The sequence below is a fragment of the Alphaproteobacteria bacterium genome, assembly GCA_017302575.1.
Taxonomy (GTDB): Bacteria; Pseudomonadota; Alphaproteobacteria; order Rickettsiales; family UBA3002; genus JAFLDD01.
Genome location: JAFLDD010000001.1, coordinates 1,315,653 through 1,337,329 on the forward strand (window position 1 = coordinate 1,315,653; position 21,677 = coordinate 1,337,329).

The following is a 21,677-nucleotide window of genomic DNA, read 5'->3' on the forward strand; positions in this document are numbered from 1 at the left end:
TTGGCAAGTAGAAAGGCATATTATGGGTTGAATGGTGGATAGCAAGCATCGGGGGGTGATATTAGCGCAGCACTCGGCTGGCGGGGAAGGTGACTTTCACCGTCGTACCCTCGCCCACTGCGGAGGTAAGTTGTAATTTACCACCATGGAGTTCGGCGAACATTTTACAAAGCGGTAGACCCAGTCCCGTACCTTCGTGGCTTTGACTACGATGCACCTGGCCAAATACAGCAAGCGCGGTGGGGATGTCTTCTTCAGCAATACCAATACCTGTATCAGTAACAGTGATGGCAAGCTGATTGCCTTCGAGGCCCGTATCAATCGTGATGGAACCCGCTTGCGGCGTGAACTTAATCGCGTTGGAAAGCAGGTTGAGCAGAATTTGGCGCACCTTGCGCTTATCGGCTTTGAGTAGCGGTAAGCCTGGTGCGATATTGCTTATCAGCGCAATCTGTTTGCCTTTTGCCTTCTCGTTCATGATGCGCGTACATTCCTCGATACTGCGCGAGATATCGACTTCTTCCTCGTTAAGTTCAAGTTTGCCCGCTTCACCTTTTGAGAACTCGAGAATATCCGAAATCAACTGCAGCAGGTGCGTGCCGCATAGGTTGATATCTTGGATACGTTCTTTTTGTTTGTCGTTGAGTGGGCCAAAATAGCCCGCATTGAGCATTTCCGAAAAGCCGATGACGGCGTTAAGCGGCGTGCGTAACTCGTGCGACATGTTGGCAAGGAATTCGGATTTAGCTTGCGAGGCAAGAATCGCCGCACCCTCGGATTCTTCCACGCGCATAATCTGTTTCGCCATGGTGAGTGCGAAGAATGACAGCACCGAACCGAAAATGGTGAAGATAGCGAGGAATGAAATATCCTTCACACGCGCATCACGCCACGTGGAGAGGAAGTCGGCCTCATCAATCACGATGGCGGTGATGATGGGGAGATTCTTAAGTTGTGAATAGGAGTAGATTTTAATCGTATCATTGAAACTTTGCGTATCGGTAATGACAGCATGCGGCTTAGCATGTTCATTGGCATGATCGCCGATAAAATCTAGAATGACGTCGCGCTCTGGGTCGTGATCTGGGCCAGTGAATAGCAGGGTGCCGTCTTCAAGCATCAACGACATGAAACGCTCTGTACCAAAATCGACAGACGTAAAGAAGTCAGAGAAATATTTAGGATCAATTGCCGCAATGATGACACCACCAAAGGAACCATCAAGCTTATTAAGCCTGCGACTCATCACTACGAGTGTGGGGTGCTCTTTACTTTGTGTGTGTTGTTGGCCGATGTAGTAGTTGCGCTCGAGATCGTCTTGCAGGCTGCTGAAAGATGGGCTTTCTTTAAGTGATTCATAATAGTTGAACCAGCTATCATAGCCGTCTTTATTGGCAGCGATTTCAACTGCGCCATGCTCATTCACCAACATCATCGCGGCGATTTGCGGCGTTTCTTCTACCCAATTGCGGAAATTATTTTCAATGTCATGTGGCAAGTTGCCGCCAAAGAGCATGTTGAAATACTGGCGCTCAACGGCACGACGCAGTGTGAGGTCCACCGCTAGGAAGGTTAGTTCAACTTGGTCGGAAAGAATCTTGGTAAGGCGTGCGGCATTCTTTTTGCCCTCATTCACCGAATTCTCATATGCCTTGCTGGCTTGATAAGCCACGAATACGCAGAACAACAACATGATGAGTGCGGAGAACGCGATAAGCGTTTTCGCACGCGGCGATTTAGCACGCGCATCTGGCCCAGCAGCAACGGGGGTAAAAAACTGTGCGTTCGGCTTCGCCATGAACTTCCTTTTGTGCGCAATATTCTCCGCATCCACTACTGGCTCTTCTTTATCAATAACGGTCAGTTGTGGTACGGTATTTCGCATGGAGTATGCCGTGATTTGGGTTAAGGATACGCTAAGAAAGTCTTAGAGAACGGTTACTTAAGCGTTTTATCCGCCAGAGGTTAAGATTTGGTTAATGCCAAAATCATCAGCTTTACCATAGGGTTAAATTAATCTAGCGTCCTACCCATGGTCGTTCGCATTCACAGCGTTGCGTTTGAGGGCATTGAGGCGGTGCCCGTTGAGGTGCAGGTACATATTGGTGCGGGGCTTCCCGCGTTCACCATTGTGGGGCTGCCCGACAAGACGGTTGCCGAGTCGCGCGAACGCGTGCGCGCCGCCATTCAATCCATGGGGATTGCAATTCCAGCTAAAAAGATTCTTATCAATCTCGCACCTGCCGATATTCTCAAAGAAGGTTCGCATTTCGATGTGCCGATTGCGCTGGGGCTACTTACTGCACTGAACATGCTGCCCGAAGATGCGATGGGCGAATACATCGCCATGGGTGAGCTGGCGCTTGATGGTCAGTTATTACCAGTTGCTGGTGTCTTGCCTGCGGCACTGGCGGCGGCAGCACAACAAAAAGGGATTATTTGCCCTGAGCATAATGGCGCAGAAGCAGCATTTGGCGGTGAGCATATCGATGTGCTTGCGCCCGCTTCACTGCTAGCGCTTATTAATCATGTTAAGGGGCAGCAAGTGTTGAGCCCGCCATCGCCAAGTATGGTTGGGACGGCACATCGTGGACCCGATTTATCAGAAGTGCGCGGACAGGATATCGCTAAACGCGCACTCGAAATTGCTGCTGCAGGCGCGCACAACCTGCTGATGATCGGGCCACCAGGTGCTGGAAAATCTATGCTGGCGTCATGCTTGCCGAATATTCTGCCGCCAATGGATGCGAATGAAATGCTTGAAGTTAATTTGGTCGCCTCGGTTGCGGGCAATCTCGTGCGCGGTACCTTTTCAAATACACGGCCATTCCGTGCGCCACACCATTCCAGCTCGATGGCAGCCATGGTCGGTGGTGGTAGGCGCGCATTGCCAGGTGAAATTTCGCTTTCGCATCAAGGCGTATTATTTTTGGACGAGCTTCCTGAGTATCCACGCGGTGTACTTGAATCGCTGCGCCAGCCATTAGAGACTGGTACGGTAAGTATCGCGCGCGCTGAAGCGCACATCACTTACCCTGCTCGCTTCCAACTGATTGCGGCGATGAACCCGTGTCGTTGCGGCTATCTGGATGATGTTTCACGTGCCTGTAGCAAAGCGCCTAAATGCGCGGTGGATTATCAGTCCAAGCTTTCAGGCCCACTGCTTGACCGCATTGATATGCATGTCGAAGTGCCTGCGGTGGAAACACTCTCGATGCTCACGCCGTCCAATGCAGAGCCTTCTACAAACGTTGCAGCACGCGTCGCAGAGGCGCGCGCGATGCAGCAAAAGCGCTTTGCAACGATGGGGATTATTGCGCGCACCAATTCCGAAGTGGGCGGCGATGCGTTGCAATCCATGGTGCAGTTTGATGCGGCCGCACAAAAGCTGCTCGAGGATGCGACTAAGCGTTTACAACTTTCCATGCGCGGTTTGACGCGTGTGATGCGCGTAGCACGAACGATTGCCGATTTAGCAGGTAGCCCATCCGTTGGTCATACGCATTTAGCAGAGGCGCTTTCCTATCGTCAGCAACCGCAAGGGCGCTGGATCGAGGCAGCTTAGAATAATATTATTCAATAGCTTAGATTCATTAAAAAATTACATGGCGTACCCCTTGCGTACGCGTTTTTATTTCCCATATTTCCTTTTGCGAGCCGGGCCCCTCTGACGCTTCATGGTGAAGCGTGATGTCGGATCGCACTGGAGGTTTCCGGTGCTATCGACAAGTACGCACCGTTACCTCCTCAACCAAAGGAGGATCTATGAATTTCAAACTGTTTAAGCTTTTCAAAGCACTCATGAACAAATCTGCCGTTGTGCAAATTGAGATTGAGGAAGAAACACGCAAGAAATATCCTGACTGGATGCGCGTGATGATGCTCAAAAAGCAGCGCCTGATGATTAAGGATAAACTCAACAAACTGCAGGCCCATCGCAAGCGCAATAAGCGGGGAAGGCAACCTATCAACGCATAATTAGATGCTATATTGCTCGCCGTATTCTTCCGAGGGTACGGCGAGTGAGGCAAGCGATGCAATCAGCCCGAATGCACCGAAGCTGCATTTGGCGACGTTTACGTGCGCGGCATCGGCTACTTCACCTTCGTCGCACATACCCGCGAAATACATGCCAGAAGCATTGAGATTTCCTTCCGCATCACGCTCACGATTCACACGATACGCACCACCGACCGCATAGCCGTCGACCAGATACATCATCGGTTCGGCAGCGAAGCCCTCGACGGTGTCAATCGTTGGCACGCCCTCTTGGATGATCACCTCGGTGCTTTGGGTGCCCTCTTTAATCGTGTTCATTTTGTTACGCACTTTCTTGTTCATCTCCACCACTTCGTCACCTGATTTGGCAGTCATGATACCCATGCCGTAGGTTCCTGCGTCCGACTTCACGAATACGTAGGGCTCGCTGGTGATGCCGTAATGGCGGTAATGCACGCGAATTTTGTGCAGCACTTTTTCCACCGCAACCGCTACGCAATCAAGCCCCTTGCGATCACCGAAATTGACGAGGCCGCATTTATGCGTTTCCGTGGTGATGAGCCATGGGTCGAGATCGAAGGCTTGGGCGAATTCTTGTGCGAGTTTATCATAGGCATCGAAGTGGATGGACTTGCGGCGACGATACCAACCAAGCGATGGGCGTGGCTGAATACGTTGCGTTAGGCCGCGCAGCACTTCAGGCAGGCCTGAGGTCAGGTCGTTATTGAGCAAAATCAGCTCTGGCACAAAACCATCTTCGGTGCTGAGTGTGTTTTTATCGCGCAGCAGTGGCAACTCATTCACAGGTGCGCCAGATGACGTGCTCAACGCGATCGGCGCGTTCTTCTCAGCGATTAAACTACCGATACGCACTTCAGCGCCCGCTTCTGCAACAAGAGTTGAAAGTGCATAGAGGTTATCGATGTAGCCCTGATTACGGGTGTGATTCTCGGGAATGATGAGGATATTCTTAATCTCTTGTGCGCTAATCCGTGCCTGTATGCGCTCTTTGGCGCGCGCGCGGGCTGCTTGCGAAAGATGGTTGAATCCTGCTGGAAAAATATTTGTGTCTACGGGCGCAAGTTTGTAGCCCGCGTGACGCACATCGACCGAGCTATAAAAGGGCGCATTGACCCGTGTGCGCACTTTGGCGAACCACGCACGAATATCTTCCCCGCGCGTTCGAAGCAGCGCTTCAATCGTTGGCACAATCGTGATGCTAGGCGTTTGGCTGGAAGCGGGGACGTTCATTCCAATCTCCGAATTGCTGCATGATGAGTGCACACAAGGTAATGTTTGCCGTGTCCGAACGCAAGATGCGTGGACCAAGTGAAACGCCGCGTGCAAATGCGACATGGCTTAGCTGAGCAAATTCCTCGGGCGTGAACCCGCCCTCAGGTCCAGCCAGACTCGCAATTTGGGGGGTTCTGTTTTCCAAAGTCTTTGTGATGGATTCACTGTTTCCTGACTCGTCACCATAAAACAAGAGGCGCTCGTTCGGCCATGAAGCAAGTAATTTTTCGAATGGGATGAGCGGGCGAATCTCTGGTATATCAAGGCGCTCACATTGCTCGGCGGCTTCGCGTGCGATGATTTCGAAACGCTCCAGATTCACTTTATCGACGACGCAGCGCTTGGTAAGCACGGGCTGAATCACACGCGCGCCTAGCTCGGTGGCTTTTTCGATAATCGTTTCGGTGCGTCCACCTTTCACTGGGGCAAAACAACACCAAAAATCAGGGCTACGTTTGGGTGAGCGCGTTTGCTCGCCGATGCGCAATTCACAGCCTTTTTTATAGACGGCATGAATCACCCCTTCATATTCCCCTGAGTCGGCGTGGAATAGTCTGAGCGTATCATTGGTTTTTAAACGCAAAACACTTGTTACATAATGAGCTTGTGATTCATCCAAGGCGAGGATGATGCCCTTTTGTAGCGGCGTGATGCTAGCAATGCGGTGTATAGTCATAGCCAAGCACTAGCAGAATTATTTTAAGATGCTAGAAGTAGCGTATGCGACCCATCCTCGAATTGATGCGACTTCATAAACCGATTGGCATTTGGTTGTGCTACCTACCCGCAGCATGGGCGCTTGCGGTACATGGCGCTGAACCTACCGTTTTTCTTATATTCTTATTAGGTGCAGCAGCGATGCGTGCGGCAGGCTGCATCCTCAATGACATTGCCGACCGCGATTTCGATAAGCATGTAGCGCGCACGCAGTCACGTCCTCTCGCGGCTGGCACGTTGACACTCAAACAGGCGATAATGTTGCTTGCGGTTCTGTTGCTTGTTGGCCTCGCAATTATATTGAGCCTGCCACCACTCGCCTTGCCACTTGCATTCTGCGTGTTGGCGCTGATTGCCGCGTATCCATGGATGAAACGCATCACCTATTGGCCGCAATTATTTTTGGGCGTGACGTTTAACACGGGTATTTTGTTCGCCTCCATCGCCACTACGGGCGACATCACGCTAAGTGCTTGGCTGTTTTACGCCGCCGCGCTTTTTTGGACCCTTGGCTATGACACGATTTATGCGCTTCAAGACACTCAGGACGATGCACTTATCGGCGTGAAATCAACCGCACTGCGTTTGGGTAAGTATGTGCCGATTTTCGCGCTTGGCTGCTATCTTGCCATGTGGCTGCTGCTAGTTTCTGCGGGCATTATTGCTAAATTAGGAATCTATTATGAGTTCGGGTTATTGCTGGTTGCGGCACATGCCTGCCTGCAAATCCGCAGACTCAGACGCGGCAGCAACGCGGGCGACATCTTCCGCAGCAATGAATGGTTAGGGCTTGTTTTGTTGATTGCTATTCTGGCTGACGAGTGGCACTCTAGCGTGACACTATGACCTTTGATTCGTCAGAAAACTCTCCTCTTACTTTAGGTGCTTGCGGCTATCCGCAAGATTTCATCGCCACTCTTGATATGTTCGCTAAACAAGCAGCAAGCGGTGGTCATTTGGCTGGCTTGCTCATTGTATCGATTGATAACTTGGCCATGATTGTAAGTGGTTATGGGGTGAGCGTTGCTGAAAATGTCATGGAAGACATTCGCGAGTTGATCGATATGCAAGCAGGTGCTGCTAGCGTTGTAACACGCACCCAGCGCGACCAGTTTGGCATTCTTATTCCTAAAACGACCTCTGCGGATTTAGAAGCGCTTGCTGCGCAATTGCGCAGCGATGTGCGCGAGGCTTCCTCACAGCTACGCTATGGCGACGTGCATTGCGTTGCTTCAGTGGCGCATCATGTGTTGCCATTTAACGACGCAAGCACAGAGGAGATATTGGGCCGCACATTAGTGGCGCTTGCTCATCAAGGAACGGGCCATTGTAGCGATACACATGCCGCACAAAGCCGCGAGCAAATGGGTCTGGCAAATTTCTTGGGGCAGGCCATTCAGCACAAGCGGATTCGACTGGCCTACCAGCCAGTTATCGCCAGCAAAACAGGCGCCGTAAGCCATTACGAAGCATTGCTGCGCTTGCATAGCGATGATGGAAAAATCAGCTCGGCGGGGGCGCTGATTCCTGTAGCTGAGCGTATGGGGTTGATTGCAGACATTGATCGCTTGACCTTGGAAATGGTGGTGAAAGAGCTACGCCATGACCCCAACGTGGTGTTGGCACTTAACGTGTCAAATCTGACGACGCATGATTCGGTATGGTACAAACATTTACGTACGTTGATTGATGAAACGCCTGCTATCGCACCGCGCCTGATTGTCGAGTTGACCGAAACGGCCATTCACCGCGACCTCAAATTAAGCGCGATGTTCTGCGCAGAGTTACAAGCCATGGGCGTGATGGTAGCGCTCGATGATTTTGGCGCAGGCTACACTTCTTTCTCGCAACTTAAGTCGCTTGAAATCGACATGATCAAAATCGACGGCGTATTTGTGCGCGACCTTACCGACAATGCTGACTCGCGCTTTTTCGTAAAAACCCTGCTCGATTTCACCCATGGATTCGGTCTGAAGGCCGTTGCGGAATTCGTGGAGAATGGTGAAGTCGCCAAACTGCTGATGGAGCTTGGGGTCGATTATCTGCAGGGATATTATTTCGGAAAGCCGATGAATTTCAGAGGCTGGTTGAAAGAAAGTTAATGGTGCCGGCAGAGAGGATGGGCGCGCTACGCTTGCCTACTCTCGGCCCGTTGGCCTCGTGGTGAACGTCGTTCAACCCTCAACACAATCATCCTATCTAATCGCAGGCGCGGTTGCGCTAATCTGCGAATCGATAGCATGGTGCCGGCAGAGAGGATTGAACTCCCGACCTTCGCTTTACAAAAGCGCTGCTCTACCGCTGAGCTATGCCGGCACTGGCGGCATGATTAGCGTCTTTTTCACGAATTGCAAATCTCATTTGCCAGTAATTCGGCTCCATAGGGCGCAGAAAGCATCCCGCGTGAGCCGTGGCCTGCGTTGATATAAAGCCCCTCGCGTACCTTCTGAATATAGGGCATACGGCTAGGCGTTGTCGCACGCAGGCTGGTTCTGCCCTGCCAATCACTCATATCATCATCGGTAAATAAATCGGCGAGCGCGGTCTGCGCTTCCTCGCGGTTCTTTTGGTGGTTGGCCTGCGTTACCGCGCCACTTAAGTCTTCACGGTCGTAGGTAGCGCCAATCAAAACCCCAGCATCATGCGGGATAATATAGCCTTTATGTGAGTGTGGTGTGTTGGGTTTATGCTGCAGGTGGCAGTTGGGCACGAGGGAAATTTGTCCCGCATTCTGCTTCATAGCACATTCGGGTGCAAAACGCTGCGCGCTATAGCCATTGCACAAGACTGTGAGCGAGGCTGGAAGTTCGTCGACAGCCGCATTCTCATGCACCGTGATGTGAGGGTGCTGCAGCAATTTATAACATAGCTCGCGCGGGTCGATCCACATGGCGCTGGGGAATATCAACGCGTCACGCGCCCTATCAAGATACAGAATCGACGGGTCGATATTGGTGCGTGCGCTGATATCAGTGAAGCGCTCGCGCTCCTGTTCGTCTTTGATGGTTTTAATGAGTGGCGCTACTTCATGGGCGCTGTTCCAGTATGGTATGTGCGAAAGCATATAGCTATAAGCACTCAGATAAAAACTCATCTCTGGTGACCAATGTTTGGTGATGCGCGGATAGAGTAATGCGGCTGGATTTCCCGACGCGCCCGATGCGATGATGCCTTCTTCATAGAGGGTCACACGATGTCCGCGACGCGCCAATGCATAGGCGGTGCTACAGCCCGCAATACCACCGCCGATAATAGTCACATTATCACGCCTGTGATGCGGCATAGGCAACGGGTGGCTACCTATTAACATATCGCGCTTTTTACCAAATCCTGGGCGTTTCTCGACGCGATATCCGAATGCTTCCATGCGGCGTTTCACTTCACCAGCCGCCGTGAATGTAGCAAATGTTCCGCCTAATCGTGCGACGTGTTTCAACACCTCTTCGCCCCACATAGTGGGGTTTTTTGCTGGCGAGAATCCATCCAAAAACCATGCATCCACGCGATGATTGAGTTGCGGTAAAGTTTCGGCAGCGTCGCCATAACACAAGGTAAGAGTCACGCGTTCGAATTGCAGGTGATGAATACCCGCAAGGCGTTGCGGTAAACGCGCGGCGAATTGATGTGCCATCCATTCCAGTTCGCGGTACGGCGCAATAGCGCGCATCATTTCCTGCGCGTTAAGCGGATAGCGTTCCGTGCTAATGAAATGTAAGTGCGCTTCTGGTGCGGCGTGGGTGATGAATTGTCGCCATGTTGTGAAAAAATTTAAGCCTGCGCCAAAGCCTAATTCAGCGATCGTGAAATGGTTTTGTGTTTTCCAACGTTCAGGAAATCCATTGCCGCCCAAGAATACATATTCCGTTTCTGCAACGCCGCCCTCGCGTGATGCATAGACGTCATCATAGGCTCGGCTGGTGAGCGTAGCGCCGTCCCAGACGATGTCGGGAAGAGGCAGATTGGGTTGTTTAGGCATAAAATGCATGTGGCTTACCTAGCACAACGCGATTTATTTTTCTACTAGCCCATTGAATTATCTAGAAAACACTAGAGACTCATGCGGAAAGCTTGCATTTACAATGGAACAGGATTATTGCAGCGCGTCATTACGCTATTAGCGCAAGAAATGAAGGCCACAGGCCATGAACGTAAAAGCAGTTAAACAATTTTTCTTCGGCAAGCCGCTCGACCCCTTTAAGGCCGATACACGCAAGCACTTAGCACTCATTACTTTCTTCGCGTGGGTTGGTATTGGTGCCGATGGTTTGTCTTCCGCCAACTACGGTCCTGAAGAAGCGTTCCTTGCGCTTGGCGCGCACACACACATGGCGATCTTCTTGGCGATTGCTACCGCTTTTACCGTCTTCCTGATTGCGGCAGCTTATACGCAAGTAATCGAACTATTCCCCAATGGCGGTGGTGGTTATCGTGTTGCTTCTAGTCTGCTGGGTCCCAAGGCAGGCCTCACGGCAGGTGGCGCGCTACTCATTGATTACGTGCTGACGATTGCTATTTCGGTCGCCGCAGGAATTGATGCGCTGTTCAGCTTATTCCCTCCCGAGTACCAAACCTATAAATTGCCGATGGGCTGCGCCATTGTCATGTTGCTCACGTACATGAATTTGCGTGGTATGAAGGAATCCATACGCATGTTGCTGCCAATTTTCATGGGCTTTGTCGTCACCCATGTGGTCCTTATTGTAGCGGCGATTATTTCGCACTCTTATGGCTTAGATGATGTGATGCCCAACGCTGTGCACGAAACTTCCGCTATGACAGAAAGTGTGGGCTGGCTTGCGGTGTTGGCATTATTTTTTAAAGCATTCTCGCTGGGTGGTGGTACCTACACAGGTCTTGAAGCTGTTTCAAATTCCGTACAAAGCCTTGCCGAACCTCGCGTAAGAACGGGCAAAATGACCATGTGGGCAGTGGCGGCTTCGCTGGCATTCATGGCGGCAGGTATCATCCTGATGTATCTTTTGTGGGATGTACAAAAAGTCGATGGCCAGACGCTGAACGCTACTGCGTTCAAAGCGGTCACGGCTGACTGGGAATTATTTGGCACTAATATCTCGAAAGAATTTGTCACCATCTCGCTGCTATTTGCGATGGGGCTTTTGTTCGTGGCGGGTAACACAGGCTTTATTGCAGGTCCTTCGGTATTGGCGGCGATGGCGGTGGACCGTTGGATGCCACATATGTTCAGCTCGCTCTCCAACCGCCTTGTCACGCGTAATGGCGTGGTACTGATGGGCGGACTTGCAATTGGTGCGCTATTATTAACGGGCGGTGAAGTGCACGTGCTGGTTATTTTATACTCCATTAACGTTTTCCTGACCTTCAGCTTATCTACTGCGGGTCTTACGCGCTATCGTTGGCGTGATCGCAAAAACTGGAAATCGCTTCATAGATTGGCAATTGCTGGGTTGGCGTTTTTAGTATGCGCGACCATTCTTGTTACAACGCTGGTTGAGAAATTCTCCTATGGTGGATGGAAAACCGTGTTGGTTACGGGCCTTGTAATCGCGCTTGGGCTTTGGATTCGCCGCCACTACGACGAGGTTCATAAAAAGCTGAGTGATATCGAAGAAGAGTTGGGCGCAGCCATGTTTGGCGGCGCGAGCAAAACCATTACCGAAAAACCCAAAATGGACCCGCGTGAGCCTACGGCTGTGTTCTTGGTGGGCGGTTCCGCAGCAAGCGGTATGCACACGTTCTTGTGGGTGCAGCGCCTGTTCCCGAATGTGTTCAAAAACTTCGTATTTGCTAGCGTAGGTGAGATTGATACGGAAGAATTCACCGACCAGACGATGTGGCATAAATTGCGCCGCGACACGAAATTAACGCTCAAGAATTATGTCGATTTCTGTACCAATCGTGGCCTTGCAAGCACCTATTATCATGATTACGGTACGGACGTGATTGATACCGCATCCAAACTCACGGAACGCATTCAACAAGACTTCCCGCGCGCTGTATTTTTTGCAACGAAGTTGATTTTCGAGAACGAAACCTTCATGCACCAAATGCTGCATAACCAAACGGCCTACATGTTGCAGAAGAAGTTACATAGCCGTTCGCAGAATCTGATTATTATGCCAATGAAACTGTAGTGATTCCTGTGGGATTCACGAAGCTAAAGCGTTAGCCAAATCTTGAATAACAGAAAGTGTTAGTGCGCTTTGTAGGCGCCCATTGACTCCAGCGCCTGAAGCGCGGGACCCATCTTGATCGCCGTTTCAGTGGAGATTGACGTTTCTGGTGTCGCATTCTTATCGTGCGCTTCGCAGGCAGCATCTGCTGCGCGTGGCATGCTTGTTTGCTCTTGAGCGGGTTGCGACTCGCTAGCGTGATATGCCGCAGTTCTTGTCACGGGCGACTCATTACGTGACGCGCGGCTATAAATATCACTACGCACACGCTCGAGATGCGGAATGTAGTAATCATTAAATACTTTGTTCAAACCAGGGGCGATAAATTCCAGTAGAGGCTGATTGTCGCGCAACTCAACGAGCTTCAATTCAGAGAAGCGCGAGAGCACTTCGCGGAAGCGTTCCTGCGGCGTGTCATAGCCTGACTTATTATACATTTCGCCTTCTACATGCAGACGATCGGCCGCATGTTTGGTCATGAACATTAATTCATATGGGTCCTTGAGCGTAGGCAGAATGCGGTCAAAGCGCACATTATAAAGCGCGAAATGCTCGTTCATACTGGTGAGCACCGCCTGCTTTTCTTGCGGGTTGCCCGCATGATACGCATGCACATATTTGGCAAAGCTATCAAACTTCTCATCCATCAGGCGTGAAAGATTGCGGAAGCGATCGCGATCTGCTGCGGCTAACGTATCAATCGCCCGCACTTCTTTTTCGGTTAGATAGTCGGGCCATAAATTATGGGTGACTTCATGCACCAGCGTGCGCATCGAGCCTTTGAGATCGCCCTTGCCTGAGAAATAAATACGATAGGTGCCTTGGATATCGCGCAAGTCATTTGCTGATTTGCGGTGCAGACCATAAATGCCTGGGTGAAAAGCGATTTTATCTGCGGTCATTTCTGGTGAGTAGCACAGCTCATAGCCAAGCTCGAACATCAATGCCGCTTGCGTAGGGTGCACCAGTTTCAATGCTTGTGCGATACGGTTCTCTTCCTTGCGAATCGGTTCTGGCACATCATAGTGGTGGCGCACTTGTGAGCGGTATTCTTTGATTTTTGCATTAATGCGCGCCTCTAGGCCTGAGCTTAGTTTCTGCTCGAACGACGCATCCGCGCTGAGTACTTGGCGGCCAATATGCCAATGTTCAACCAAATTATATGAGAAGTCACTTTGTGCACTCACATCACTCAAACGCTTCACTTCGGCAATGTAATTGGCATCGAGCCCCATTAATCTACCTACGCCATCAATGCCGCCATTTAATGCCGCGTCTTGAATTTGGCTTGGGGTTACACCCAACTCCTCTTGCAAGTCAGACAGGACCTGTTCGGGCGAGTTAGTGCGCTTGATATAGTCGGTCAGTTTACCGTAATAGCCTCGGCGCGTGAGTTGCTCACGGCACAGCATATACATTGCCAGCGAGTTCTTGAGCATCTCCAGACCCACAGGATCAACATGCGGTTCTTGCAACGTGTCGCGGACAATAGCCGCCATCGGATGATTGCGATCATGTGCATCACGAGCAAGCTGCTGGTCTAGGCCATTGCCTGAAGCTTCGTCGTTAAATTGCTTGATGGCGTTTTGCAATTTGCTGCGCTTGGCAGCCAGTGATACGGGGATTAGCTGACCCATGTTAAGTGCAACAGGTAAGCGCTTCGCGGATTCGAAAAATGATGGGTCGTTAATGCTATAGGTCAGGCGTAATTTACGCTTCAGCGCTTCTTCATTTGCGGGGTCAAGTTCGCGCGGGTGAATCACCAAATAGGGGTCAACAAATAACGAGCCATGCTCTACATGAATGTGGTGGTGCTGCGCCATTTTTTGTACATCAAACTGACGTGCATCAGGTGGGGTGACGCGAGTGGCGGCGCGCTGTGTTGCTACATAAGAAGCAGTCGGCACAGATTGTGGCCTTTGTGGGGCAGGTTCTGAATGGGCAAATGTAATTTCCGTTGCCATTTAGTTCCTAGTGAATGCGTTGACTAATAGTGGGTGAATTTTCTGCAGCTTCTAATACCTGCTCCCAACTTTCGGTCTTGGCTTTGGGTGCAACGGCAGTAGCGTCGCGGCGCTGTACGCTTTCAGCCCAGATTTTGTCATGGCCTTGTGAATCTTCAGGATCGCCTAGTTCTTGTTGACGCTGGATTGCCATTCCTGGTGGCGTTGTATGTACAGGTCGTGTCGGCGAATCTGGTACTAAAGCTTGCGCGCGAGATACATCTGTTGCAAGCGCAATTTTCTTAGCTTGAAAATCTTGATCCATTAAAATGGATTCTGAAAGAAATTTACTGCCCAAATAAATACAGCCAAGACCAACCACCGCAGTGGCAGCAAGACCTGCCCATGCAAGGCCTGCACCTGCACTGCCCAGGAGTGCAATATCAAGCAGTGCTTTGCCGAATGCGCCAACCAGGCCAAATACCGTCGCGCCGCCTATCCCCAAAAACAACTGGTGTCGGAATTTTGATGCAACCGTGCGCTCTTTGAATGATTCAAAGTCCTTTTTGTCGAGAATGCCATTTTCCGTTACGCTAGACATGTTAAAGCCCTCTGGCCTGTTTTACCTTGCTGTCAGTGTAGCGGATTGGTCAAAAAGTTATGTGAAGGTTTGATGAAACTATGGGGTCAATCGTGCTGCTTCGCTGCGATAATCTCAGGCTTTTTGCCAAGCTAACGCCACCCAGTCACCACGCTGTAAGCGATGGGCCAAAGAAAGCCCAAGCTCCTGATAAACATTGATAATATTCTCTGACTGCCATAGCAACATACCGCTCATAATCAGCACCCCATCCGCCGCGAGATTGTTGACTACGTCAACTGATAGACGAATAAGCGGTTCTTCCAAAATATTCATAAGGATAAGGTCGTAGGGCGCATGAGCCATGATGATGGGATGTGTAAATCCGTCCGAGTGCGCTGTGTCGACGACCAGTCCATTTCTCGTGGCATTCTCGCGAGTAGCTTCGATGGCGGTGCGCTCAATATCTACTGCAACCACTTTGCAGCCAAAGCGTTGCGCAGCGCGCATGGCAAGCAGCCCTGCCCCACACCCCATATCGCAGACTGCGTTTGGCAGGAATGTTTGTGTATCGATCGCATCGAGCGCAGCGAGCATGAGCTGCGTAGTGGGGTGAGAGCCATCACCAAACGCATCGGCGCCTGCATAGAGTGTGATTTCGTGCTTCTGCATCATTTCCCTGTGGATAGTAACGTTTCGTTAACGCCCGCGCAGGATACTATAGATGTCACGCGTATAAGAGTCATGGAGGACTTCATGAACACACAGACACAGCCCGTCAAGCAACCAACACACACTCAAGGCGTATTATTTGCGACGCTTCCGCGTCAATTGCCAATCTTGAAGTCAGGGCCAGAAGACGAACCAAAGCCCGCCACTAAGCACTAGGCTGCCTCGGTAGCCTCGTGAATCACGAAGGCATCGTCCCATGTACCTTGGGTCGCTGCCTTTGCGTATTCTGTCACGCGGTTCTCGAAGAAGTTCGCATGCTCAACGCCGTTTAGCATATCGTCAAGCCATGGGAGTGGGTTCTTCTCGATCTGATACATAGGCTGCAGACCAAGCTGCGCCAAACGCCTGTCGGCGATGAAGCGAATATAGCTTTTCACTTCATTTGGGGTCAGGCCCTGTACTTCACCTACACCGAAGGCGAGATCGATGAAGGCGTCTTCGTGCGTTACGATCGTGTTGCACGCTACATAAAGACGTGAGCGCAGCTCGTCGTTCCAGACTTCTGGATTCTCATCACAGAAAGTTTTGAACAGGCGCACAATAGAGTTGGTGTGTAGGGTCTCGTCGCGTGCTGACCACGTTACAATCTGCCCCATGCCCTTCATTTTACCAAAGCGCGGGAAGTTGAGCAGAATCGCGAAGGATGCAAATAATTGCAGGCCTTCAGTGAAAGCGCCAAACACCGCCATGGTGGTAGCGATGTCAATCTTGCTGTCCATGCCGAACTGCTGCATGTAATCGTACTTATCCTTCATTTCTTTGTACTTCATGAAGGCTTGGTATTCGGTTTCAGGCATGCCGATCGTATCAAGTAAGTGCGAGTAAGCGGCGATGTGAATCGTCTCCATGTTCGAGAATGCGCTGAGCATCATCTGCACTTCAGTAGGTTTGAACACTTGGGAATAATGCTTCATGTAGCAATTATTCACCTCGATATCTGCTTGGGTGAAGAAGCGGAAAATTTGCGTGAGCAATGCCTTCTCGGGCGGCAGGAGATTCTTTTTCCAGTCCCTCACATCATCGGCGAGTGGTACTTCTTCAGGCAACCAATGAATACGTTGTTGCATCAACCACGCCTCATACGCCCATGGATAGGCAAAAGGTTTGTAGATTGGTTTCGCATCAAGCAGTGAAGACATATGATTTTCCTTTAGATAGTTTTCTCGCCCACCTAAGTGGGCGAGAGATTGGGTGTGTTAGTTACCTGCTGGAGCTGGCGCTGCTGCTGGTGTTGGAGCTGCTGGGGCTGGCGCCGCAGCTGGAACTGCCGCACCTGCTGCCGCCGCACCTGCTGCTGCTGCCGCATCCGTTGGTGTTGGCGGAACAGGAGCCGGAGCTGCTGGAGCTGGAGCCGCAGCCGAAGCTGCTGCATCTACCGCTTGAGCGCCCGCATCCACTGCTTGGGTTGCTGCTGCCGCATCCGCATCGCTTGTGGTTGCCGCTTCTACGGCAGCGCCTGCTGCACTAGTTGCTTCTTCTGCTTTACCAGCGGCTGTATCTACCGCCGCTTGGTCAACTTTGCCGCCCATCTGGGTAACGATCGCCACGATGATCGCAATGATCGCACCGATGATGATGAATGTTTTGGTATTCGCTTGTGCCATGTAGGTCTCCTAAAATGTATAAATATGGGTAATCGTTATTGGCAGGCCAGACATTCTTCATATGTCGAGGTCTGTTTGGTTTTCAAACTCATCTCCAGTTGAATCTCTGGCGTTTTGTTTGATACCTTGTCCGAACGCTGCAAGCTTGCTGAACGGCAGTAATACAGCGACTTCACACCCTTCTTCCATGCCATAAAGTGCAGGCTATGCAAGTCCCGTTTGTGAATATTTGCGGGCAAGAATACGTTCACTGACTGTGCTTGGCACACAAATGGTGAACGATCTGCTGCGTGTTCAACCACCCAGCGTTGATCCATTTCATACGCGGTTTTGAAAACGAGCTTTTCTTCTTCTGAAAGGAAATCCAAGAACTGAACAGAACCTTCATTGGTCGTGATAAGTGACCATACTTCTGGGGTGTCTTGGCCTTTCTCGGCAAGCAACTGCTTGAGGTATTTATTGCGTACCACAAAGCTGCCCGACAAGGTTTTTTGCGTGAATGCATTTGCTGCATACGGCTCGATACCTGGTGAGGCATTGCCGCAAATAATGGAAATCGACGCGGTCGGTGCAATCGCCATTTTATTGCTGAAACGCTCTTTGGAACCAACTTCTGCGGCATCCAAGCAAGGGCCGCGCTCTTCACCAAGAAGTAGCGACGCCGCATCTGCTTGCTTGCGAATATGTTCGAACATTTTTTTGTTCCACACTTTCGCCATCACCGATTCAAACGGAATCATTTTGCTTTGAAGGTATGAGTGGAAGCCCATGATACCCAAACCAACGGAACGCTCACGCATCGCAGAATATTTTGCACGCGCCATGGAATCAGGGGCGCTATCGATGAAGTCTTGTAAGACGTTGTCGAGGAAACGCATCACGTCCGTGATGAATTGTGGGTGATCTTTCCACTGATCAAAATATTCAACATTGAGCGAGGAGAGGCAGCACACTGCCGTGCGGCTTTGACCTAGATGGTCAAATCCTGTTGGCAACGTGATCTCCGAGCAGAGGTTGGACATCTTCACGGTGAGGCCGAGCTGCTTATGATGCTCTGGAATTGATTTATTCACCGTATCAATAAAGAGGATGTAAGGCTCACCCGTTTCGATGCGCGTTGTCAGCAGTTTTGCCCACAAATCACGTGCTTTTACGGTCTCCACAACATGCTTGTCTTTCGGCGAGAGCAGGTCCCACTTCTCGTCTTTTTCTACGGCGGTCATGAATGCGTCCGTCACGCTGACGCCGTGGTGAAGGTTCAACGCTTTACGGTTTGGGTCGCCGCCCGTTGGTCTGCGAATATCAATAAATTCTTCGATTTCTGGGTGCGAAATGTCGAGATATACCGCGCTTGAACCACGACGCAATGAGCCTTGCGAAATCGCCAAGGTCAGCGAATCTTGTACGCGAATGAATGGTACAACACCTGAAGTTTTGCCGTTACGACCAACTTTCTCGCCCAACGAACGCAAGTTGCCCCAGTAAGAACCAATTCCGCCACCACGTGAAGCAAGCCAGACGTTCTCGTTCCACAAATCAACAATACCGTTCAGCGAATCTTCGGTTTCATTCAAGAAGCAGCTAATGGGCAAGCCGCGCTTGGTGCCGCCATTGGAGAGGATGGGGGTTGCGGGCATGAACCACATTTTGGAAATGTAATCGTAAATACGACCTGCGTGGTCTGCGTCATCGCCGTAACTTGCGGCAACGCGCGCGAACAAATCTTGATAGGTTTCATCTGGTAGTAAGTAACGATCATCGAGCGTCGCTTTGCCGAAATCGGTGAGGTATACATCGCGGGTTTTATCGGTGGTAATGTCGGCAGCGTTAATCGTCATCTCACTCTCCATTTTTTTGTTTTTAGCACACCCTGTCAGTATCCTAATTGTCTCGTCGTAGGCCGTCTGTGCGGGTTAGTACTCTCGCAGAAGACGAATACTACATATTGTGGTTTGGTCGTCTAGGGGATTTTTATTCACACTTCCCTATTTTTCCAGTTGCAAGTTATTTTACTCCACAAAATCAGTAGCCTAGTTTTTTGTCGTATCCAGTTTTTCACAAAATCTGTGTTTTTTAGCAACACTATATATTGTGTCTCAATCGCCACAGTCGCTGGGGTATTTTTGCCATGACTCAGGCGGTAGTGAGCCATACAAGCTAGCGATTCTAGGCAGCGACGCAATCGGGATATGCTGTGGATTCACATTTATTTTTTTGCACTATTTTTGAGTGCGTTAGAGCATGCTATCCTTGTATCCACACGGGATGCACAAAGCTGTCCACATTCTGCGCTTAGGTGCACCAACTACATCATACATGTAACGATAAAAATTGCTAGCCGCAGGCGACGGGGTTTCGCACGCAAAACCTAAATTCTGCCGTAATCATCTTCGCAGCGCTCGATATCATTCTCATCGGCCACACCGATTTGCGTTTCATGGATAATCAATGGTGCGTCCGTGGGATTAACGAGGCGATGCCAAGCTCCACGCGCAATGGTCATTTCTTGTCCTGCATGCAACGTCGCGCGTGCTTCACCGTTTTCGATATAGGCTTCGCCTGATTCAATCTTCCAATGTTCGCTGCGATGAATATGACGTTGGCGCGACAGACGACATCCCGCAAAAACGTGCAAGCGCTTAGTGGTTTTATCGGCACTTACATCCAACACCTCATAATATCCCCACGGCCTGTCGACGCGTGAGGTCGTGCGTAATTGTTTTTCGAGCGGTTGCTGGGTGTAATCGAGCCATGCGGCCAATGTTCCTAAATCCCGCCAACCGCAGGAGGCGCTTACCGCACGCAGCGAAGTGGCTTTCTCGATCACCGCTTTATCGAATGAAATGGGTTGAAAATCGGCATCTGAGGCATCTAGGCACTCATATTCCCACTGTTTTTGTCTATTTTGCACAGATTTTTGGGCAAATTGCCAAATATCTGGGCTATTTTCGGCTAATAGGCGCGAAAATGCCCCTGATGTACCGATAAATTGACCAGAATTTACCAAAAAACTTGCCAGATTCTGGTAATTTATTGGGCTTTTCGAGAAATTTGATGATGTTTGTGCCCTTTAACTCCATCCAACCATACTCAGCGCTAAACGCCACCCCTTCCATGCCGATAAGTGCGATCGTGTCGCCATCTTGCGCAAGTTTTGCTGCGTCCTGCATGGCTTCTTTCCATGGCTCGGGCTGGTCAATCGCGTGATCTGCGGGCAGAAAGGCGAGCATCGCATCTGGCGGGGCATAGGCAGTGGCGCAGGCAATCGCAAATGCCGTATTAAACGACGAAGCCTCAAGCAAAATGCTTTGCGGTACAATGGATGCAGCGCGCGCGTGATTCATCAAGGCATAGCGATCATCATTACGGCCAATAAGTATGGGGGGCAGGAATCCCTCGGCGTTTACGCGTCGCAAGGTTTTTTCGAGCAGTGATTGGCCATCCGGCAAGGGGATAAATGGTTTGGTTCTGGCAGGCGTAGAAAGTGGTGCGAGGCGCTTGCCCTCGCCACCACCTGCGAGAATGGCGGGAAGTATCATCATGGCGCGATGCTAGCATACGGCCAGTGTTATGAAACCTGTTTTTACTTGGCCGCCAATGTTGGATACTGTTATAGCAAGCGCGCTGCACCCGTAGCTCAACTGGATAGAGCGTTGCCCTCCGAAGGCAAAGGTTGCTGGTTCGACTCCAGTCGGGTGCGCCAGCTACGCTGCCCTTTTTGTCAGGCTGCGGAAAATATCCTCAAGATCCACTTCTTTGGTCGAGACGTCTTTAATCGTAAGTCCCGCTTCGTGCACGCGCTTGATGACCGCGTCCATATTCGCGTGGGAGGGTTGATATTCAATCGCCAATTTACCCTCAGCAATACGCGGATTAAGGTCGGCCAAACTTTCGGGAATGGTTGCCAAGGCTTGCGTGAGCGTAAAGAATATCTCTTTTTTATCGACCTTTTCCATCAAGGCTTTTTTCGAATCATGCGCGATAATCTGGCCGTGATTGATGATGGCAATCTCATCGCAAAGCTCCTCTGCTTCTTCGAGGTAATGGGTAGTGAGCAGAATGGTCGTTCCCTTGCGGTTCAGCTCTTTCACATAGTCCCAAAGCTGGCTGCGCAATTCTACATCCACGCCTGCTGTAGGCTCGTCCAAGATCAGCACTTGTGGTGCATGCACCAAGGCTTTGCCAACCAACAGACGGCGGCGCATACCACCTGACAGGCGACGCGAGGGGACGTCGGCCTTGTCGCTAAGTCCCATCGCATCGATAATTTCCTGCGTACGACGCTTTGACTTTGGCACGCCGTAATATCCTGCCGTAATGTCGAGCGCCTGACGCACCGTGAAGAAGGTATCGAGCGCCAATTCTTGTGGCACCACTCCAATCGCGCTGCGCGCTTGACGCGCCTGTGTTTGAATGTCGTAGCCGCAGATTTCCGCCGCTCCGCCGCTTTTTATTACCAATCCCGCAAGAATATTAATGAGGGTGGATTTGCCTGCGCCATTAGGTCCCAGCAGGCCGAAAAAAGCGCCACGCGGCACTTCCAGCGAAATGCCTTTCAGGGCTTCTTTCGCCTGACCGCCTTTGGCGCGGTAGGTCTTTTGCAAATTCTCAATGCGTATAGCAGGTGCGGTCATGGGCGCTTTATATAGCAAAATAT

18 protein-coding genes and 2 tRNA genes are annotated in these 21,677 nt (G+C 50.8%); 6 read left to right on the forward strand and 14 right to left on the reverse strand.

Going from position 1 to position 21,677, the window contains the following annotated elements:
• Positions 1–61: 61 nt before the first annotated feature.
• Positions 62–1,885 carry a hypothetical protein gene (locus J0M34_06825; protein MBN8543960.1) on the reverse strand — a complete coding sequence of 608 codons (1,824 nt, stop codon included), beginning with the start codon at positions 1,883–1,885 and terminating at the stop codon, positions 62–64.
• Between the two features lie 147 nt (positions 1,886–2,032).
• On the opposite strand from J0M34_06825, the gene J0M34_06830 reads away from it, so the two are divergent.
• The gene (locus J0M34_06830) at positions 2,033–3,565 is read left to right on the forward strand and encodes a YifB family Mg chelatase-like AAA ATPase (GenBank protein MBN8543961.1); all 1,533 of its coding nucleotides are present in this window, start codon (positions 2,033–2,035) and stop codon (positions 3,563–3,565) included.
• A 236-nt stretch (positions 3,566–3,801) separates the two neighbouring features.
• Positions 3,802–3,978 (forward strand): DUF465 domain-containing protein, encoded by a 177-nt coding sequence (locus J0M34_06835; GenBank protein ID MBN8543962.1) that lies wholly within the window; start codon positions 3,802–3,804, stop codon positions 3,976–3,978.
• Here the strand turns inward: J0M34_06835 and gshA are convergent, their stop codons facing one another.
• Both gshA and J0M34_06845 read right to left on the reverse strand, forming a co-directional pair.
• A complete protein-coding gene (gene gshA, locus J0M34_06840) occupies positions 3,979–5,250 on the reverse strand; it encodes a glutamate--cysteine ligase (protein MBN8543963.1) in 1,272 nt (423 codons plus the stop codon).
• On the reverse strand, positions 5,219–5,968 hold the full coding sequence (locus tag J0M34_06845) for a 16S rRNA (uracil(1498)-N(3))-methyltransferase (protein ID MBN8543964.1): 750 nt from the start codon (positions 5,966–5,968) through the stop codon (positions 5,219–5,221). Before J0M34_06845 ends, gshA begins: the two co-directional genes overlap by 32 nt.
• 44 nt (positions 5,969–6,012) lie before the next feature.
• Between J0M34_06845 and ubiA the strand changes: the two genes are divergently transcribed.
• Entirely contained in the window at positions 6,013–6,855 is an 843-nt protein-coding gene (gene ubiA, locus J0M34_06850; GenBank protein ID MBN8543965.1) for a 4-hydroxybenzoate octaprenyltransferase, read from the forward strand.
• Entirely contained in the window at positions 6,852–8,111 is a 1,260-nt protein-coding gene (locus J0M34_06855) for a GGDEF domain-containing protein (protein MBN8543966.1), read from the forward strand. Before ubiA ends, J0M34_06855 begins: the two co-directional genes overlap by 4 nt.
• A 139-nt stretch (positions 8,112–8,250) precedes the next feature.
• Here J0M34_06855 and J0M34_06860 read toward each other — a convergent pair.
• A tRNA-Thr gene (locus J0M34_06860) sits at positions 8,251–8,325 on the reverse strand.
• Between the two features lie 25 nt (positions 8,326–8,350).
• The gene (gene mnmD, locus J0M34_06865; protein ID MBN8543967.1) at positions 8,351–9,985 is read right to left on the reverse strand and encodes a tRNA (5-methylaminomethyl-2-thiouridine)(34)-methyltransferase MnmD; all 1,635 of its coding nucleotides are present in this window, start codon (positions 9,983–9,985) and stop codon (positions 8,351–8,353) included.
• Between the two features lie 166 nt (positions 9,986–10,151).
• Here mnmD and J0M34_06870 point away from each other — a divergent pair, with 166 nt between their 5' ends.
• On the forward strand, positions 10,152–12,122 hold the full coding sequence (locus J0M34_06870; GenBank protein ID MBN8543968.1) for an APC family permease: 1,971 nt from the start codon (positions 10,152–10,154) through the stop codon (positions 12,120–12,122).
• Between the two features lie 59 nt (positions 12,123–12,181).
• Here J0M34_06870 and J0M34_06875 read toward each other — a convergent pair whose 3' ends face one another.
• The 8 genes from J0M34_06875 to J0M34_06910 form a co-directional block, all read right to left on the reverse strand.
• Positions 12,182–14,125 carry a hypothetical protein gene (locus J0M34_06875; GenBank protein ID MBN8543969.1) on the reverse strand — a complete coding sequence of 648 codons (1,944 nt, stop codon included), beginning with the start codon at positions 14,123–14,125 and terminating at the stop codon, positions 12,182–12,184.
• A 7-nt stretch (positions 14,126–14,132) separates the two neighbouring features.
• Positions 14,133–14,705, reverse strand: a complete 573-nt coding sequence (locus tag J0M34_06880) for a hypothetical protein (GenBank protein ID MBN8543970.1) — start codon at positions 14,703–14,705, stop codon at positions 14,133–14,135.
• Between the two features lie 114 nt (positions 14,706–14,819).
• A complete protein-coding gene (locus J0M34_06885; protein ID MBN8543971.1) occupies positions 14,820–15,359 on the reverse strand; it encodes a 50S ribosomal protein L11 methyltransferase in 540 nt (179 codons plus the stop codon).
• A gap of 209 nt (positions 15,360–15,568) precedes the next feature.
• Positions 15,569–16,555: a ribonucleotide-diphosphate reductase subunit beta gene (locus tag J0M34_06890; protein ID MBN8543972.1), complete on the reverse strand. Its 987-nt coding sequence runs from the start codon at positions 16,553–16,555 to the stop codon at positions 15,569–15,571.
• Between the two features lie 57 nt (positions 16,556–16,612).
• Positions 16,613–17,020, reverse strand: coding sequence for a hypothetical protein (locus J0M34_06895; protein ID MBN8543973.1), 408 nt, complete (start codon positions 17,018–17,020; stop codon positions 16,613–16,615).
• A gap of 35 nt (positions 17,021–17,055) precedes the next feature.
• A complete protein-coding gene (locus tag J0M34_06900; GenBank protein ID MBN8543974.1) occupies positions 17,056–18,870 on the reverse strand; it encodes a ribonucleoside-diphosphate reductase subunit alpha in 1,815 nt (604 codons plus the stop codon).
• A gap of 518 nt (positions 18,871–19,388) precedes the next feature.
• Positions 19,389–19,931 (reverse strand): cupin domain-containing protein, encoded by a 543-nt coding sequence (locus J0M34_06905; protein MBN8543975.1) that lies wholly within the window; start codon positions 19,929–19,931, stop codon positions 19,389–19,391.
• A 31-nt stretch (positions 19,932–19,962) separates the two neighbouring features.
• A complete protein-coding gene (locus J0M34_06910) occupies positions 19,963–20,562 on the reverse strand; it encodes an NTP transferase domain-containing protein (protein MBN8543976.1) in 600 nt (199 codons plus the stop codon).
• A gap of 84 nt (positions 20,563–20,646) precedes the next feature.
• Between J0M34_06910 and J0M34_06915 the strand changes: the two genes are divergently transcribed.
• Positions 20,647–20,723 (forward strand) — tRNA-Arg (locus J0M34_06915).
• Between the two features lies 1 nt (position 20,724).
• Here J0M34_06915 and J0M34_06920 read toward each other — a convergent pair.
• Positions 20,725–21,654, reverse strand: coding sequence for an ABC transporter ATP-binding protein (locus tag J0M34_06920; GenBank protein MBN8543977.1), 930 nt, complete (start codon positions 21,652–21,654; stop codon positions 20,725–20,727).
• Between the last annotated feature and the right edge of the window lie 23 nt (positions 21,655–21,677).